Below are 13,686 nucleotides of genomic sequence, written 5' to 3' on the forward strand. Positions count from 1 at the left end.
GGTCGGTAGGGTGGCGGCATGACCATCCCCGCATCGTCCTCGGACACGGGCGCGCGCCTGCGCGCCGACGGCCGCACGCCCGACCAGCTCCGCCCCGTGACCATCACCCGCCACTGGCTCGACCAGGCCGAGGGCAGCGTGCTCGTCGAGTTCGGTCGCACGCGCGTGCTGTGCGCGGCGTCGTTCACGGAGGGCGTGCCGCGCTGGCGCAAGGGGTCGGGCGAGGGCTGGGTCACCGCCGAGTACGCGATGCTGCCGCGCGCGACGAACGAGCGCAGCCAGCGCGAGTCGGTCAAGGGCAGGATCGGCGGGCGCACGCACGAGATCTCGCGTCTCATCGGCCGGTCCCTGCGCGCGATCATCGACGTCTCGGCGCTCGGCGAGAACACGATCGTGCTCGACTGCGACGTCCTCCAGGCCGACGGCGGCACGCGCACCGCGGCGATCACCGGCGCCTACGTCGCGCTCGCCGACGCCGTCGCGTGGGGCCAGCGGCACGGCCACATCACGGGCGGCAAGCCCGTGCTGACCGACTCCGTCGCGGCGGTGAGCGTCGGGATCATCGACGGCACGCCCATGCTCGACCTCCCGTACGTCGAGGACGTGCGCGCCGAGACGGACATGAACGTCGTCGTCACGGGCTCCGGGACGTTCGTCGAGGTGCAGGGCACGGCGGAGCACGCGCCGTTCGACCGTGCCGAGCTCGACGCGCTGCTCGACCTCGCGGTGGCAGGCACGGCCGACCTCACCGCGATCCAGCGCGCGGCGCTCGCGGCGGACGCGCGGTGAGCGGCGCGCCCGAGGCGACGGGCGTCGTCGTGCCCGACGGCGCGCGCCTCGTCCTCGCGACGCACAACCCGGGCAAGATCGCCGAGCTGCGAGCCATCCTGGCCGCCGAGCTCGACGCGCACCCGGGGCTCGAGCTCGCGCCCGAGGCGATCGTCGGCGCGGGCGACGTGGGCGCGCCCGAGCCGGTCGAGGACGGCGTGACGTTCGCGGAGAACGCGCTCATCAAGGCGCGCGCGCTCGTCGCGGCCACGGGGCTGCCCGCCGTCGCGGACGACTCGGGCCTCGCCGTCGACGTGCTCGGCGGCGCCCCCGGGATCTTCTCGGCGCGCTGGGCCGGGCGGCACGGCGACGACGTCGCGAACCTCGAGCTCCTGCTCGCCCAGCTCGGCGACGTGCCCGCCGAGCACCGGGCCGCGGGCTTCGTGTGCGCGGCGGCGCTCGTCACGCCGGACGGCACCGAGGTGGTGCGCACCGGCGAGATGCGCGGGACCCTGCTCACCGCACCGCGCGGTGAGAACGGGTTCGGGTACGACCCGATCCTCCTGCCGGACGAGCAGCCGGACCCCGGCGCGCCCGCCCGCTCCGCGGCCGAGCTCAGCCCCGCGGAGAAGAACGCCGTCAGCCACAGGGGCAAGGCGTTCCGCGCGCTCGCACCGGAGATCGTGACCGTCCTCTCGTCGAGGTAGAGGCCCGGTCCGGCGAGGGAGAGGCCCGGTACGGCGAGGGAGAGGCCCGGTCCCCGACCACGCCTCTCCATCGGGCGACCACGCCTCTACCTCGGGGCGCGGGCCGCGCGGAGGCGTGTGACGAGCGTGGCGACGAGGCGCCACCCGACGAGCGTCGCGAGCAGGAACAGCGCGGAGACCACGAGGAACGGCACGGCGAGGCCCTCGCCCGTCAGGGCCCGCAGGGCCATGCCGACGGCCCACGTCAGCGCCCACGCGCCGACACCGACGGGCCAGGGCGCGAGCGGGCGTCGCCACGCGCGCAGCACGACCCACGCGACCGCGAGGCCGACGAGGAACGGCCATGCGATGCCGGTGACGGCGGTGAGAGGACTGTCCGCGGAGTGGGTCGCGCGGCCACCGGCGGCGAAGGCGAGGACGCTCACGACGTCGAGCGCGACGGCGAGCGCCACGGCCCCGGTCGTGGCCCGGTCCGTCGGGGGCGCCGTCGTCGTCCCGGGGGTGCCGGCGGCGGGAGACGGGACGTTCGCGTGGTCCGGTCCGGAGGGCGCGGTGCTCATGGGCTCGACCGTACCCCGCTCGCGAGATCGGCCCGTACGGTCGAGATCGACCCTCGGGAGGTCGATCTCGCGCCGCGGGGGCCGATCTCGCGGACCATAAGGTAGTCCCCGTGCATCTTGCCGCCGACGACCTCGCCTTCGCCTACCCCGGACGACCCGTCCTCGACGGGGTCGGGGTGCGCGTCGCGGCGGGGACGCGGCTCGGGGTGGTGGGGGAGAACGGCACGGGCAAGTCGACGCTGCTGCACGTGCTCTCGGGGGACCTCGCGCCGAGCCGCGGGGAGGTCCGGCGCGCGGGCTCGCTCGCGCTCGTCGAGCAGGAGCTCGCGATCGCGCCGGGCCAGACGGTCGGCACGCTCGTCGCCGCGACGCTCCGCGGGCTGCGGGCGGTCGCGGCGGAGCTCGAGGCGGCTGCACGCGACTTCGACCACGAGGCCGGCGACCTCGCCGAGCTCACGGAGATCCTCGCGCGGGCCGAGCACCTCGCGGTGTGGGACGCGGACCGGCGCGTCGACGTCGCGCTCTCGCGGCTCGGCGCGTGCCGCGACCGGGACCGCGAGCTTGCGACCCTGTCCGTCGGCGAGCGCTACCGCGTGCGGCTCGCGTGCCGGCTCGCCGAGCGTGCCGACCTGCTCCTCCTCGACGAGCCGACCAATCACCTCGACACCGGCGGGATCGACTTCCTCACCGGCGAGCTCGTCGCGTGGCGCGGCGGCGTGGTGATGGTCACGCACGACCGGCAGCTCCTCGACGACGTCGCGACCGAGATCCTCGACCTCGACCCGGCCATGGACGGGAAGCCGGTGCTCTACGGGCAGCCGGGCTACCTGTCCTACCGGTTCGCCAAGAACCAGGCGCTGCACCGCTGGCGCCAGCGCTTCCGCGCGGAGCAGAAGCGTGCGGCGAAGCTCGCCGCGGTGCTCGACGCGTCGTACGAGGGGCTGTCCGACGAGTGGCGCCCGCCCAAGGGCAGCCAGAAGCACCGTCGCGCGACGCGGGCCCGCATCCACGTCAAGGCCGCGGACCGGCGCCTCCAGCAGCTCGAGGCGGAGGCCGTCGAGGTCCCGGTGCCGCCGCTCCAGCTCGTCTTCCCCGAGCTGCCTGCGATGTCGCCAGGCTGGGACCCGGGCGACCCGGTCCTCGAGCTGCGCAGCCCGCGCGTCGGGCCCGACGGCGGCGCGCGCCTCGACCTGCCCGGGACCCGGGTCGCGCTCCCGCCCTCGGGCCGGCTCCTCGTCACCGGGCCGAACGGCAGCGGCAAGTCGACGTTCCTCGCGGCGCTCGCGGGACTGGTGCCCCTCGACCGCGGGGCACGGTCCGTGGTCGACGGCGCACGGCTGGGCGTGGTCGCGCAGGAGGGCCCGGCGCTGCCCCCCGAGGCCGAGGACCGCACCGGGTTCGACGAGTACGCGCGCGAGGCCCTCGAGCTGCTCGACGCGGGACGCCTGGACCCGGACCACCTCGTGCCGGTCGCGTTCCTCGGCCTGCTGACCGAGGAGGACCTGGAGCGCCCGCTGCGCGAGCTGTCCGCGGGGCTGCGGCGCCGCTTCGACCTCGCCCGGGCGCTCCTGGCCGCGCCGCACGTGCTGATCCTCGACGAGCCGACCAACCACCTCTCGATCGACCTCGTCGACGAGCTCACGCAGGCGCTGCGGGTCACGCCCGCGGCCGTGGTCGTCGCGACGCACGACCGTCGGATGCGCGAGGACCTCGACGACTGGCCGAGGCTCGAGCTCGGGGGCTGACCCCGACCGCGCGACCGGCACGACCTACGACGGCAGCGACCCGCGACGGCACGGATCCGCGGCGGGACCGACGACCCCGGTCCGTACCGACCCGCGGTCCGCACCGACCGCCGGGCGGTCGCTCAGCGGCCCTCGGCCGGGCTCGCCGCCGGCACGAGCACCTTGCCCAGCGCGCGGCCCCACGCCCGGGCGCGGTCCAGCTCGCCGTCGTCGAGCGGCCCCTCGACGTCCCCGACGTAGAACGACGCCGGGGGAGTGACCAGGCGGAAGCCGGCGCGGCGCAGCACCTTGGCCGCGCCGCGCGCGGCGGAGCCGGGCAGGGGCTTGACCTTGGTGACGCGCGTGTCGAACGTCGCGGCCAGGCGCGTCTCGTCCTGGCGCGGGACGGAATCGACCCACTCGCGCAGTCCCGTCGCGCGGTCGGACACGTCGCCGCTCGCGCGCTGCACGGCCTCGGCGCGGGTCGTGGGCCGGGTCATGCCGAACGCGTGGGTCGGGCCGCCGGCGACGACGAGGCCCATGTGCCGGAGCGCGTCGGGGCTCGCCGCGGGGTCGGTCACGTCGACCACCGTCACGCGGACCGTCTCGCTCAGCCCCTCGGCGACGGCCTGCGCGACCCGTTCGCTGTTCCCGTACATCGACTCGTAGACCACTGCGGCATCCATGGCGCGCCCCTTCGTCGAACGCCCGTCCGGACCGGACGGGTCCCCTCCCTCCAGCGTCCGGGCGGGGGCCCGCCCGGCCCAGGGCCGAGCGGACGGAGCGCGGGGGTCGTTGGTCCCTGGCTCGCCGTCGTCCGGTGGACGAGGCGTCAGGGGGCCGGGCGCAGCCGCGCGTCGACGAGGCGCACGACCCACGCCAGCGCGAGGAAGACGACCGCGACGACCGCCGTGTTGACCAGCGCCCGGCCCAGGCCGAGCTCGCCCACGTCGAGGAACGGGTACGGGTACCAGTCCACGACAGCGCCCCGGACGAACGTGTACGTGATCCACGCGAGGGGGTAGACGACGGACCACCACACCGTCGCGGCGTCGACCCGGGGGCGCGGACCGACGAGGAGCCACGCCGCGACGGCGAGCACGGGCGCGAGCAGGTGCAGGAGCAGGTTCGAGACCTGGCCGGCGGCGCTCAGCTCGGCGAGGCCGCGCAGGACGGTGTTGTAGACGAGGCCGGTGACGGCGATGCACAGCAGCGCGTCGAGGTGCGCGACGCGGAGCACCGGGCCGTCGCGCTCGGGCCGCACCGCGAGGAGGACCGAGACGATCCCGACGAGCAGGTTCGACTGGATCGTGAAGTAGGAGAAGAGGCGCACGAGCCGCTCGGCCTGGCTCGGGGCCGTGCCGGGCCCGTCGACGAGCGCGATGACGAGCTCCATGGCGACGCCCGTGAGCGCGGCGAGCGCCACGAGCGCGTGGAGCACCCGCGCGGCGGCGATCCGGCGTCCGGCCGCCGGGACGCGCGGTGCGCCCGTCACGGGAGGCGGCCCACGTACGCCATCGCCTGGCGCAGCAGCACCCCCTGGCCGCCCCGCATCTCGAGCTGCACCTCGTCGCTGCACGCCTGCTCGGGCGTGAGCCACGCGAGCTCGAGCGCGTTCTGCTGCGGGCGGCAGTCGCCCGTCACCGGCACCACGTACGCGAGCGACACCGCGTGCTGGCGGGGGTCGTGGTAGGAGGTGATGCCCGGCGTCGGGAAGTACTCGGCGACCGTGAACGGCTGCGGCGACGCGGGGACCTGGGGGAGCGCGACCGGCCCCAGGTCCTTCTCGATGTGCCGCAGCAGGGCGTCGCGGATGCGCTCGTGGAACATCACGCGGCCCGAGACCAGGGCGCGCGTCATCATGCCCTCCGGCGTGACGCGCAGCAGGAGCCCGACCGCGACGACGTCGCCGGAGTCGTCGACCCGCACCGGGACGGCGTCGACGTAGACGAGCGGGAGCTGCGCACGGGCGACCGCGATCTCCTCCGGGCTGAGCCAGCCCGCGGGCTGCGGGTTCTCGTGGGAGAAGTCGTCGGGCACGAAGTCGGCGGTGTCGGTCACGCGACTGTTCTACCCCGTGCGGTGCGCCGGGGCGAGTCCGCTCACGGCACGGCGGGACCGGCGGGCGGCTCGGCGACCCGCGCGACGATCTCGACGAGCGCCCGTTCCGCCACCGCCGCAGGCAGCACCTCCATGACGGCCATGAGCGGCGCGAGCCGGTCGGGAAGGACGGAGCGTGCCGTCCCGTCGCGCTCACCCCCGTCCGCGGCGAGCGCCGCGAGCAGCGCCTCCCAGACGGCGTCGGCGGCGGGTTCCGGCGCAGCGGCGTCGACGCTCGGGGCGAACGCACCGGCGAGCGCCCCGAGGACGGCGCTCACGTCGGGGCGCGGCTCGCCGCGGACGGCGTCGGCCCCCTGGACGAGCGCCGCCACGAGGCCCTCGACGCCCGCCTCCGTCACGGGGGTGACCGTCAGGTGGGTCGTGTGCGGCAGGTGGGTCCCGTCGTCCTGCGCGAGCCCGGGCTGGGGCTGGAGGACCCAGCCGAGCGACCGGACGGCGTCGGCCCACAGGTGCGGGTCGACCTGCCGCGCGGCCGGGACGGACTCGTCGCAGGCCACCGCGACGAGGGGGCCGGTCGGGTGGCCGACGACGCGCAGCCCGTCGATCCCCTCGATCGCCGCGCGCAGCGCCCGGGTCGCGCGCACGCACCGTGCGGTGAGGGCCGTGTACCCGGGCGTCCCGAGGGCCTGGCTCACGGCCCACGCCGCGGCGAGCGGGGCCGCCGAGCGCGAGCCGGACGTCGTCGGGTTGACCACCGGGTAGCCGGGCCAGCCCGTCGTCGCGAAGAACTGGCGGCGCTGCCGGTCGCGGCCGCGCACGAGCAGGACCGACGTGCCCTTGGGGGCGTAGCCGTACTTGTGCACGTCCGCGGAGATGCTCGTCACGCCGGGCACGGAGAAGTCGAACGCGGGCACCTGCTCGCCGCCCGCGCCCTCCCAGAACGGCAGGACCCACCCACCGACGCACGCGTCCACGTGCACCGGCACGCCGCGCGCGGCGGCCGCGGCGGCGACCTCGGCCACCGGGTCGACGACGCCGTGCGGGTACGACGGCGCGGACACGACGACCAGCGCGACGTCGTCGCCGTCGGGCCCGCCGTCGAGCGCCGCGACGAGGTCGGCGGCGGCGAGCGTGCCGGTCGCGGGGTCGACCGGCACGAGCGTGAGGTCGACGTCGAGGTACTGCGCGGCCTTGCGGAACGCCGCGTGCACGCTCACCGGGGCGACGACGCGCGGGCGCACGCCGGGCCGGGCCGCGCGGGCGGCGTCGCGGGCGATCTTCACGGCGAGGAGGCAGCTCTCGGTCCCGCCCGACGTCACCGAGCCCACGACGGCGTCCGGCCCCGCAGCGGGCCCACGGAGCATGGCCCGGGCGAAGGCGACGAGTTCGGACTCCATGACGGCCACTGAGGTGAACGTGGTCGGGTCGAGGCCGTTGACGGGCTGGACCGCGCGGGCGGCCGCGGCGGCGAGCTCGTCGAGCTCGGCGAGACCCGGGTCGTAGACGTAGGACAGGACGCGGCCCCCGTGCGTGGGGGCGTCGGCGGCGCGGAGCGCGGCGAGCCGGTCGAGGATCCCGTCCGTGCGCAGCGGGACGTCGCCCGGCGCGCCCCCGGAGTGCTCCGAGGAGGGGTCAGTCGTGCGCTCGGTCGGTGGAGGCGTGGTCACGCGGCAGCTCCGGTGCTGTGTCGTCGATGTCCCCCTTGCGCAGACCGTACCGTACGAGCGGTACGAGGCTTGTCAGCACGAGGACCGCGGGGACGACCGAGAACGCCAGGGCGATGCCGTCGACGGCCGCGGTCGGCTGCGCCACGGTCTCCCCGGCGCGCGACGACACGTAGCCCGTGATGCCGAGGACGAGCGAGAGCACCGCGGCGCCGAGCGCCATGCCCGTGGTCTCGCCCGCCGTCCACACGCCGCTGAACGCCCCGCCGCGCCCCTCGCCGTGCGTGCGCGCGTCGTGGGCGATGACGTCCGGGAGCATCGCGAGCGGCAGCGCCTGCATGCCCGCGTAGGCGATCCCGGCGAGGGCCGTCGGGCCGTACACCCACGCGCCGGGCGCCCAGAGGAGCGGCACCATCCCCAGTGCGGCGACGGCGAAGAGCACCGTGGCGACGACGAAGCCGCGCTCCTTCCCGTCGCGGCGCGCGAGCCGGGTCCACAGGGGCATGCAGAGCAGGGCGGGGGCGATGAGGGCGGCGAAGAGGTAGCTCACCGCGGCCTCGTCGTGGAGGACGTACCGGGCGACGTAGGCCGCGCCCGCGAGCATGAGGCCGGTGGCGACCGCCTGGAGGAAGAACGCGGCGAGCAGCGTGCGGAACGGCCGCGAGCGGCGCAGCGCGTCGAACGCCTCGCGGACCGCGACGGTCCACGCGCGCGAGGCGGACGTCGAGGCGGCGGGGGCGAGCGGCGTCGTCGTCCCGACGGGCGAGCCCGCGTCCCGGGCGCCCGGCGTGCGTGGGGCGACGCGGGTGGCGACGAGCATCCCGGCGCCGATGACGAGGCCGGACACGACGCCCATGACGAGGTAGCCCGAGGTCGAGTCGCCGCCCCCGCGCAGCGCGGGGCCGCCCGCGCCGAACAGCAGGATCGCGAACGCGAGCGCCGCGACGCGCCACGCGAGCAGCCGCGTGCGGCCGTCGTAGGTGGGGTCGAGCTCGGCCGGCAGGGCGATGTACGGGACCTGGAAGAGCGAGAACGCCGTCGCGGCGAGGAGGAACGCGACGAGCACCCAGATCGCCGCCGCGGTGGGCCCGGCCGCGGCGGGGACGGCGAACGTCAGCGCGAAGAAGACGGGCAGCGTGAGGGCGCCGATCGTCATGAAGCGCCGGCGCGAGCCGGTGCGGGCGAGGTCGCGGTCGGAGCCGTACCCGATGAACGGGTCGATGACGACGTCCCAGACCTTCGCGCCGGTGACGATGAGCCCCGCGACCGCGGCGGGCACCGCGAGCGCGTCGGTCAGGTACACGAGCAGCACGAGGCCGGGCAGGGTGCCGAAGCCCCCGGTGCCGACGGAGCCGGCGGCGTAGCCGGCGATGGTGGCGCGCGAGAGCCGGGGGGAAGCGGTGGCGTTCGTCACAGGGGCAGCGTAGAGGCTGGTCGCGCCCGGGGCGGGTCGAGGTCCACGCCGTGCCGGGAGAGCGAGGGGAATACGTGGGGGAGGATCGTTGCTCTACGAGGCAGACACCCCCACCGTCCCAGGAGGATCATCCATGGCCACGCAGACGCTCACCGAGTCCACCTTCGAGCAGACGATCACCGAGAACGACATCGTCCTCGTCGACTTCTGGGCCGACTGGTGCGGACCGTGCAAGATGTTCGCCCCGGTGTTCGAGGCGTCGTCGGAGGAGAACCCGGACGTGGTGCACGGCAAGATCGACACCGAGGCCGAGCGCGGCCTCGCGGCGGCCGCGAACATCACGTCGATCCCGACGCTCATGGCCTTCCGCGAGGGCATCCTCGTCTTCTCCCAGCCGGGTGCGCTCCCCGCGCCCGCGCTCAAGCAGGTCGTGGACGCCGTCAAGGGCCTCGACATGGACGACGTGCGTCGCCAGATCGCCGCGGCGAACGACGGGACCCCGGCGCAGGACGCCTGACCCGTCCCCGCGCACGCGAACGGCCCGGCACCTGGAGGTGCCGGGCCGTTCGCGTCTCGGTCAGAGGCCGTCGTGCGCGCGCAGGGTGCGCCTCGACGGAAGAAGCCGGTGCCCGCACCGGCAGGGGGCAATGGTGCGGACACCGGCTCTGGCGTCAGGCTAGCCGCCCAACTGGACGGGCGTCCAGTTGATGGGCGGGTGAATCCCGTCGGCGGGCGCCAGCGCCCGTGGCAGGGTCGTCGCAGCGCCTCCTCGGGTGCGGGCATCGCGACGGATGGCGCGCCCCCGGGGCGCTCGACCTCGCGCTGGACGGCACCGTCACCGCGCTCACGGCCGACGAGGCCGAGGTTCTTCCGGTGGGTCGACGACCTCGCAGCCGTGCGAGCGCCCTCGACGCCCCCGGGTCGAGGTCGTCGGGGGCGTGCAGGGCATTGGGAGCGTGTCGTCCCCGCAGCTCCGCGACCTGGACGGCAACCTACTAATTGCCCCGCGCCCGGAACTGGCGCGACGGTGCGGATCGTGCAGAGAAACTGCAGTCTCATCGGCGCTGGTGCGCTGGCCGAGGCGGTACTGAAGGCGATGGAAAAGGAGCGGGGTCGTCTGGTCGACCGCGCACCTCCCTCGTCTGCGAGTCGGCCGACTTCCACCCGTGTGGCGCCACAACGCCGCGCCGACCACTGTCGACGAGCCAGTTTCGAACTCCCATTGATCCGGCGTGGAAGACTCCTCCGTGCCTCAGGGATTTGGCGGGCGGGCTGCCCCAGAACGTGGGCAGCCCGCCCCGACTGGCGCGTCACCCGCGCGGGGGGTAGGGGTCGTCGCCGTAGGTGCGCTCGTCCTCGATCGTGCCGTCCTTGCGGTGGATGATCAGCTGGCTCGGCGCGTTGCGCCTCGCCACGTCGACGCCGGCACTGACGGCCGCTTCCTTGGTGAAGTGCGTCGAGAGCGTGGTCTGCTGGTGCGTCACGTTCCACTTGTCCGAGACGGACCGGTAGACCACGTCGTATCGCTTGCGCGCCATGATCAGTTCTCCTTCCTGACGCCCTTGAACGGACGCCCATCGCTCTTGCCGTCCATGAACCGGCCTGTCCCAGAGTCCCGCTTCACGAACGACTTGGTTCGCGGGTTGTAGGTCTGGGACCGGCCAGTCACCGCCCCTCGCCGGTGACCTTTACCCGTGTTGGTGGCCATCGACTTCCTCCTTGCATCCGGGGTTGCGCTGCTGCAACGTCGTATCTGCACCGTAACGGTCTCGCATCGGTGGCGCAACCGCGTGTCGCTACTGATACGCTCGGGTCGTGGAGACACTCGAGCCATGAGTCGAACGGTGAATGTCGAGCAGTTGGCACGCGTCCTGGAGGCAAGGATCACGGCCCAGGGGGGCACCTGGCGCCAAGCCGCCGGAGAGATCGGCGTCAGCCCGGCGCTCCTGTCTCGGCTTCGTAACGGTCAGCAACCTGACCTGCCTTCGTACGCGAAGATCACGCGCTGGCTGAACATGTCTGCCGACGAGTTCCTCGTCGATCCGGCTGCTTCTGCGACCACGCGCAGCCAGGACGGTGCTCCTCCGCCGGAGCTCGCCAGCGAGGTGAGCGCGCTACTTCGTGCTCGGCGAGACCTCGCAGATGACGACAAGCGGTACCTCGAGGAGATCTTTTCCGCGACGCTGCGGCACGTACGTGCCCGCCAGTCGGCGGACGGATGACAGCATGGCAGCAGCATCCAAGGCCGCGCTGCAGAGGCTCGCGAGCGAAGTGCGCTCCGAACTCGATCTGGACGGCCAATCTCCCTTCGACTTCGACCGATGGTCGGAGGAGTACAGCATCCCGATCGTCTCGGCGGCAGCTGTCGGTGCAAGCGAGGTCGCAGTAGCCCACTTCACTCGGTTCGCGCCGCATCTGTGGTCTGCAGGGCTGATACGGGACGGGACCGGGCAGATCATCGTGTTCAACCCTGCCCACTCGCCGGTTCGAGTGCGCTCGAACCTCGCCCACGAGGTGGCACACATCGTTGCCGAACACGTGCTCGGCACGACGTGGCTCGATGAGGATGGCGGGTGCACTGGGACGGGGAAGGTGCAGGAACAGGAGGCGGCCGAACTCGCCGGGGCGCTACTGGTGCCGCCTGAAGCGGCCAAGCGCGCGGCGATGTACGGCCGTGCGCCCGAGACCGTCGCCCGTCAGTTCGATGTCAGCGTCGAGATGGCCGAGTGGCGCATGCGAATGTCAGGGGGCGCGGTCATCGCCAAGCGGTGGCGGGCTCGCAGCGGGAGGTAGGGATGCGCTATCGCGCAGCTCGGCCGACTCCTGCTTCGTTACACCGGGCTGCCCGCCGTCTTCGCCATCGGCCGCCTCGAGCCAAGTACGGAGACAGGACTCGGTGATCCCGAAGTGCTTGGCAATCTGAGCGATCGAGCCGCACTGGCGGGCAACGGCGCCCACATCACGACGGAACTCGGCGCGATAGGGCTTGGGAAGCGGGACATCCTTCCAGCGAGGACCGCAGTCCTCACAGATCAGGAGCCAACCGATGCTGGGGCAGTCCCACCTGCGGGCCGGCGTACTTACCCGTGATGTAGACAGTAGGTCGTCTATGGTGCGCGAGGCGGGACTCGAACCCGCACGTCCGAGGACACCAGGACCTAAACCTGGCGCGGCTGCCAGTTACGCCACTCGCGCGCGGTGGTCAGTCTACGGCGCGAGCGCTGCGCTCCCGGTCGGGCGACGCGTCCGAGGACGCCGCGCTCGTGCGGGGACGCAGCGCTCGCGCCGCGACGGCTACTTCGGGTCGATGCCCAGGTCGCGGCGCAGCTTGGCCACGTGGCCCGTCGCCTTGACGTTGTACTGCGCGAGCTCGACCGTGCCGTCGGGGTCGACGACGACCGTCGAGCGGATGACGCCCACGACGGTCTTGCCATAGAGCTTCTTCTCGCCCCACGCGCCGTACGCCTCGAGGACCGTCTTGTCGACGTCGGAGACGAGCGGGAACGTGAGGTGCTCGGCCTCGACGAACGCCGCGATCTTGTCCACGGGGTCGGGGGAGACGCCGACGACCGAGTACCCCGCGCCCTGGAGCGAGGCGAGGCTGTCGCGGAAGTCGCACGCCTCGGTCGTGCAGCCGGGGGTGCCGGCGGCCGGGTAGAAGTAGACGACGACGTGCTTGCCGCGCAGGTCGGAGAGCGTGACGGTGCTGCCGTCGGCGGCGGGCAGGGTGAAGTCGGGAGCGGTGTCGCCGACGGTGAGGCGCGTGGACATGGATCTCCTTCGGTCCGGCCAGGGTGTGGGTTCGAGCGTAGGTGAGGCGTCGCGGCACCGGTAGCGTTGTGGCTGTGAGCAAGACGACGTCTGCGCCCTCCCCCTCCTCGCCCCGTTCGTCCTCCGCCCGGCCGGCGGCCCGTGACCTGCCGATCCGGATGCTGCACGACCGGCTCCTCGTCGACCCGGAGGTCGACGCGAGCGAGCGCCAGAGCTCGGCGGGCCTCGTCATCCCCGCGACGGCCGTGGGCCCGAAGCGCCTGGCGTGGGCCGTCGTCGTCGCCGCTGGTGAGCACGTGCGCCAGGTGGCCGTGGGCGACCGCGTCCTGTTCGACCCGGATGACCGCGCGGAGGTCGAGCTCGGGGGTCGGGACCTCGTGCTGCTGCGCGAGCGCGACGTGCACGCCGTGTCCCAGGAGGTCGAGGAGGACGGCCGGACGGGCCTCTACCTCTAGGCGCGCCTCTCGACGTCGCCACGACGCGCCCCGTCGGAGGCTGTCGCCGACGTCACACGGGGACGGGCGGAACGGATTTTCCCGGCGCGCCCGTGGCTGCTAGTGTTTTCTCTCGCGCGCCATTAGCTCAATTGGCAGAGCAGCTGACTCTTAATCAGCGGGTTCGGGGTTCGAGTCCCTGATGGCGCACCACCACCGATCGGGCCGTCCGCACGCGGGCGGCCTGAGCCGTGCCGGTCGAGGGACCGGGGCGGCGGCGGGTGCGGGACCCTCGTGCAGGACGACCCGTGGCCGCTGGTAGTGTTCCCTCTCGCGCGCCATTAGCTCAATTGGCAGAGCAGCTGACTCTTAATCAGCGGGTTCGGGGTTCGAGTCCCTGATGGCGCACCCTTCCTGACCAGGCCGTCCACCCTCCGGGTGGGCGGCCTGCGTCGTCCCCGGGGTCCGCCGCACCCGTGCCGGTGCCGGAGTCGTCGCGCGCTCCCCGCCGGGCGCTCCGTCCTCCGTCCCTGTCCCCGTCCCGTCACCGTGCCGGGCACCGGACCGTCTCCCGGTGTTCGGA

General features: G+C 73.9%; 15 protein-coding genes, 3 tRNA genes and 1 pseudogene. 9 read left to right on the forward strand and 10 right to left on the reverse strand.

Annotated elements, in window-relative coordinates; translation table 11 throughout:
- The first annotated feature begins 18 nt into the window (after positions 1-18).
- Together rph and rdgB are read left to right on the forward strand one after the other, a co-directional pair.
- A complete protein-coding gene (gene rph, locus ABRQ22_RS20805) occupies positions 19-789 on the forward strand; it encodes a ribonuclease PH (RefSeq protein ID WP_253051157.1) in 771 nt (256 codons plus the stop codon).
- Complete coding sequence (rdgB, locus tag ABRQ22_RS20810) at positions 786-1,475, forward strand: RdgB/HAM1 family non-canonical purine NTP pyrophosphatase (protein ID WP_353708038.1); 690 nt, start codon at positions 786-788, stop codon at positions 1,473-1,475. The genes rph and rdgB overlap by 4 nt, the downstream gene beginning before the upstream one ends.
- Positions 1,476-1,561: 86 nt before the next feature.
- On the opposite strand, the gene ABRQ22_RS20815 is transcribed toward rdgB, so the two are convergent.
- Positions 1,562-2,035 carry a DUF3054 domain-containing protein gene (locus tag ABRQ22_RS20815; protein ID WP_353708039.1) on the reverse strand — a complete coding sequence of 158 codons (474 nt, stop codon included), beginning with the start codon at positions 2,033-2,035 and terminating at the stop codon, positions 1,562-1,564.
- Between the two features lie 110 nt (positions 2,036-2,145).
- Between ABRQ22_RS20815 and ABRQ22_RS20820 the strand changes: the two genes are divergently transcribed.
- Positions 2,146-3,780 (forward strand): ABC-F family ATP-binding cassette domain-containing protein, encoded by a 1,635-nt coding sequence (locus ABRQ22_RS20820; RefSeq protein ID WP_353708040.1) that lies wholly within the window; start codon positions 2,146-2,148, stop codon positions 3,778-3,780.
- 122 nt (positions 3,781-3,902) lie between these two features.
- Here the strand turns inward: ABRQ22_RS20820 and ABRQ22_RS20825 are convergent, their stop codons facing one another.
- From ABRQ22_RS20825 to ABRQ22_RS20845, 5 genes are all read right to left on the reverse strand, one after another.
- Positions 3,903-4,445, reverse strand: a complete 543-nt coding sequence (locus tag ABRQ22_RS20825; RefSeq protein ID WP_353708041.1) for a flavodoxin domain-containing protein — start codon at positions 4,443-4,445, stop codon at positions 3,903-3,905.
- Between the two features lie 146 nt (positions 4,446-4,591).
- Positions 4,592-5,254, reverse strand: coding sequence for a Pr6Pr family membrane protein (locus tag ABRQ22_RS20830; RefSeq protein ID WP_353708042.1), 663 nt, complete (start codon positions 5,252-5,254; stop codon positions 4,592-4,594).
- On the reverse strand, positions 5,251-5,820 hold the full coding sequence (locus ABRQ22_RS20835; RefSeq protein WP_087471623.1) for an NUDIX hydrolase family protein: 570 nt from the start codon (positions 5,818-5,820) through the stop codon (positions 5,251-5,253). Before ABRQ22_RS20835 ends, ABRQ22_RS20830 begins: the two co-directional genes overlap by 4 nt.
- A 41-nt stretch (positions 5,821-5,861) precedes the next feature.
- On the reverse strand, positions 5,862-7,487 hold the full coding sequence (locus ABRQ22_RS20840; RefSeq protein ID WP_353708043.1) for an aminotransferase class V-fold PLP-dependent enzyme: 1,626 nt from the start codon (positions 7,485-7,487) through the stop codon (positions 5,862-5,864).
- Complete coding sequence (locus ABRQ22_RS20845) at positions 7,453-8,898, reverse strand: MFS transporter (RefSeq protein WP_353708044.1); 1,446 nt, start codon at positions 8,896-8,898, stop codon at positions 7,453-7,455. Before ABRQ22_RS20845 ends, ABRQ22_RS20840 begins: the two co-directional genes overlap by 35 nt.
- Positions 8,899-9,031: 133 nt before the next feature.
- Here ABRQ22_RS20845 and trxA point away from each other — a divergent pair, with 133 nt between their 5' ends.
- Complete coding sequence (gene trxA, locus ABRQ22_RS20850; protein WP_253051165.1) at positions 9,032-9,415, forward strand: thioredoxin; 384 nt, start codon at positions 9,032-9,034, stop codon at positions 9,413-9,415.
- Positions 9,416-10,208: 793 nt separating this feature from the next.
- On the opposite strand, the gene ABRQ22_RS20855 is transcribed toward trxA, so the two are convergent.
- On the reverse strand, positions 10,209-10,436 hold the full coding sequence (locus ABRQ22_RS20855; protein ID WP_353708045.1) for a DUF2188 domain-containing protein: 228 nt from the start codon (positions 10,434-10,436) through the stop codon (positions 10,209-10,211).
- Positions 10,437-10,730: 294 nt separating this feature from the next.
- Here ABRQ22_RS20855 and ABRQ22_RS20860 point away from each other — a divergent pair, with 294 nt between their 5' ends.
- The gene (locus ABRQ22_RS20860) at positions 10,731-11,120 is read left to right on the forward strand and encodes a helix-turn-helix transcriptional regulator (protein ID WP_353708046.1); all 390 of its coding nucleotides are present in this window, start codon (positions 10,731-10,733) and stop codon (positions 11,118-11,120) included.
- Positions 11,121-11,124: 4 nt separating this feature from the next.
- Entirely contained in the window at positions 11,125-11,691 is a 567-nt protein-coding gene (locus tag ABRQ22_RS20865; RefSeq protein ID WP_353708047.1) for an ImmA/IrrE family metallo-endopeptidase, read from the forward strand.
- Positions 11,692-11,736: 45 nt separating this feature from the next.
- Here the strand turns inward: ABRQ22_RS20865 and ABRQ22_RS20870 are convergent.
- The 3 genes and pseudogenes from ABRQ22_RS20870 to bcp all read right to left on the reverse strand — a co-directional run.
- A pseudogene (locus ABRQ22_RS20870) lies at positions 11,737-11,931 on the reverse strand (hypothetical protein); the annotation flags it as partial.
- 77 nt (positions 11,932-12,008) lie between these two features.
- A tRNA-Leu gene (locus tag ABRQ22_RS20875) sits at positions 12,009-12,093 on the reverse strand.
- Between the two features lie 99 nt (positions 12,094-12,192).
- Complete coding sequence (gene bcp, locus ABRQ22_RS20880) at positions 12,193-12,669, reverse strand: thioredoxin-dependent thiol peroxidase (RefSeq protein WP_253051166.1); 477 nt, start codon at positions 12,667-12,669, stop codon at positions 12,193-12,195.
- Positions 12,670-12,827: 158 nt separating this feature from the next.
- On the opposite strand from bcp, the gene ABRQ22_RS20885 reads away from it, so the two are divergent.
- From ABRQ22_RS20885 to ABRQ22_RS20895, 3 genes are all read left to right on the forward strand, one after another.
- Positions 12,828-13,124, forward strand: a complete 297-nt coding sequence (locus tag ABRQ22_RS20885; RefSeq protein ID WP_353709598.1) for a co-chaperone GroES — start codon at positions 12,828-12,830, stop codon at positions 13,122-13,124.
- Positions 13,125-13,240: 116 nt separating this feature from the next.
- Positions 13,241-13,316 (forward strand) — tRNA-Lys (locus tag ABRQ22_RS20890).
- 122 nt (positions 13,317-13,438) lie between these two features.
- A tRNA-Lys gene (locus tag ABRQ22_RS20895) sits at positions 13,439-13,511 on the forward strand.
- The last annotated feature ends 175 nt before the right edge of the window (positions 13,512-13,686 follow it).

This window comes from Cellulosimicrobium sp. ES-005, from assembly GCF_040448685.1.
Taxonomy (GTDB): domain Bacteria; phylum Actinomycetota; class Actinomycetes; order Actinomycetales; family Cellulomonadaceae; genus Cellulosimicrobium; species Cellulosimicrobium cellulans_G.

Bases quoted from the DNA above. Each gene is read 5' to 3' on its own strand.
- rph (WP_253051157.1), top strand. From the start codon at position 19: ATGACCATCCCCGCATCGTCCTCGGACACGGGCGCGCGCCTGCGCGCC.
- ABRQ22_RS20815 (WP_353708039.1), bottom strand. From the start codon at position 2,035: ATGAGCACCGCGCCCTCCGGACCGGACCACGCGAACGTCCCGTCTCCC.
- ABRQ22_RS20825 (WP_353708041.1), bottom strand. From the start codon at position 4,445: ATGGATGCCGCAGTGGTCTACGAGTCGATGTACGGGAACAGCGAACGG.
- trxA (WP_253051165.1), top strand. From the start codon at position 9,032: ATGGCCACGCAGACGCTCACCGAGTCCACCTTCGAGCAGACGATCACC.
- ABRQ22_RS20855 (WP_353708045.1), bottom strand. From the start codon at position 10,436: ATGGCGCGCAAGCGATACGACGTGGTCTACCGGTCCGTCTCGGACAAG.
- ABRQ22_RS20860 (WP_353708046.1), top strand. From the start codon at position 10,731: ATGAGTCGAACGGTGAATGTCGAGCAGTTGGCACGCGTCCTGGAGGCA.
- ABRQ22_RS20865 (WP_353708047.1), top strand. From the start codon at position 11,125: ATGGCAGCAGCATCCAAGGCCGCGCTGCAGAGGCTCGCGAGCGAAGTG.
- bcp (WP_253051166.1), bottom strand. From the start codon at position 12,669: ATGTCCACGCGCCTCACCGTCGGCGACACCGCTCCCGACTTCACCCTG.
- ABRQ22_RS20885 (WP_353709598.1), top strand. From the start codon at position 12,828: ATGCTGCACGACCGGCTCCTCGTCGACCCGGAGGTCGACGCGAGCGAG.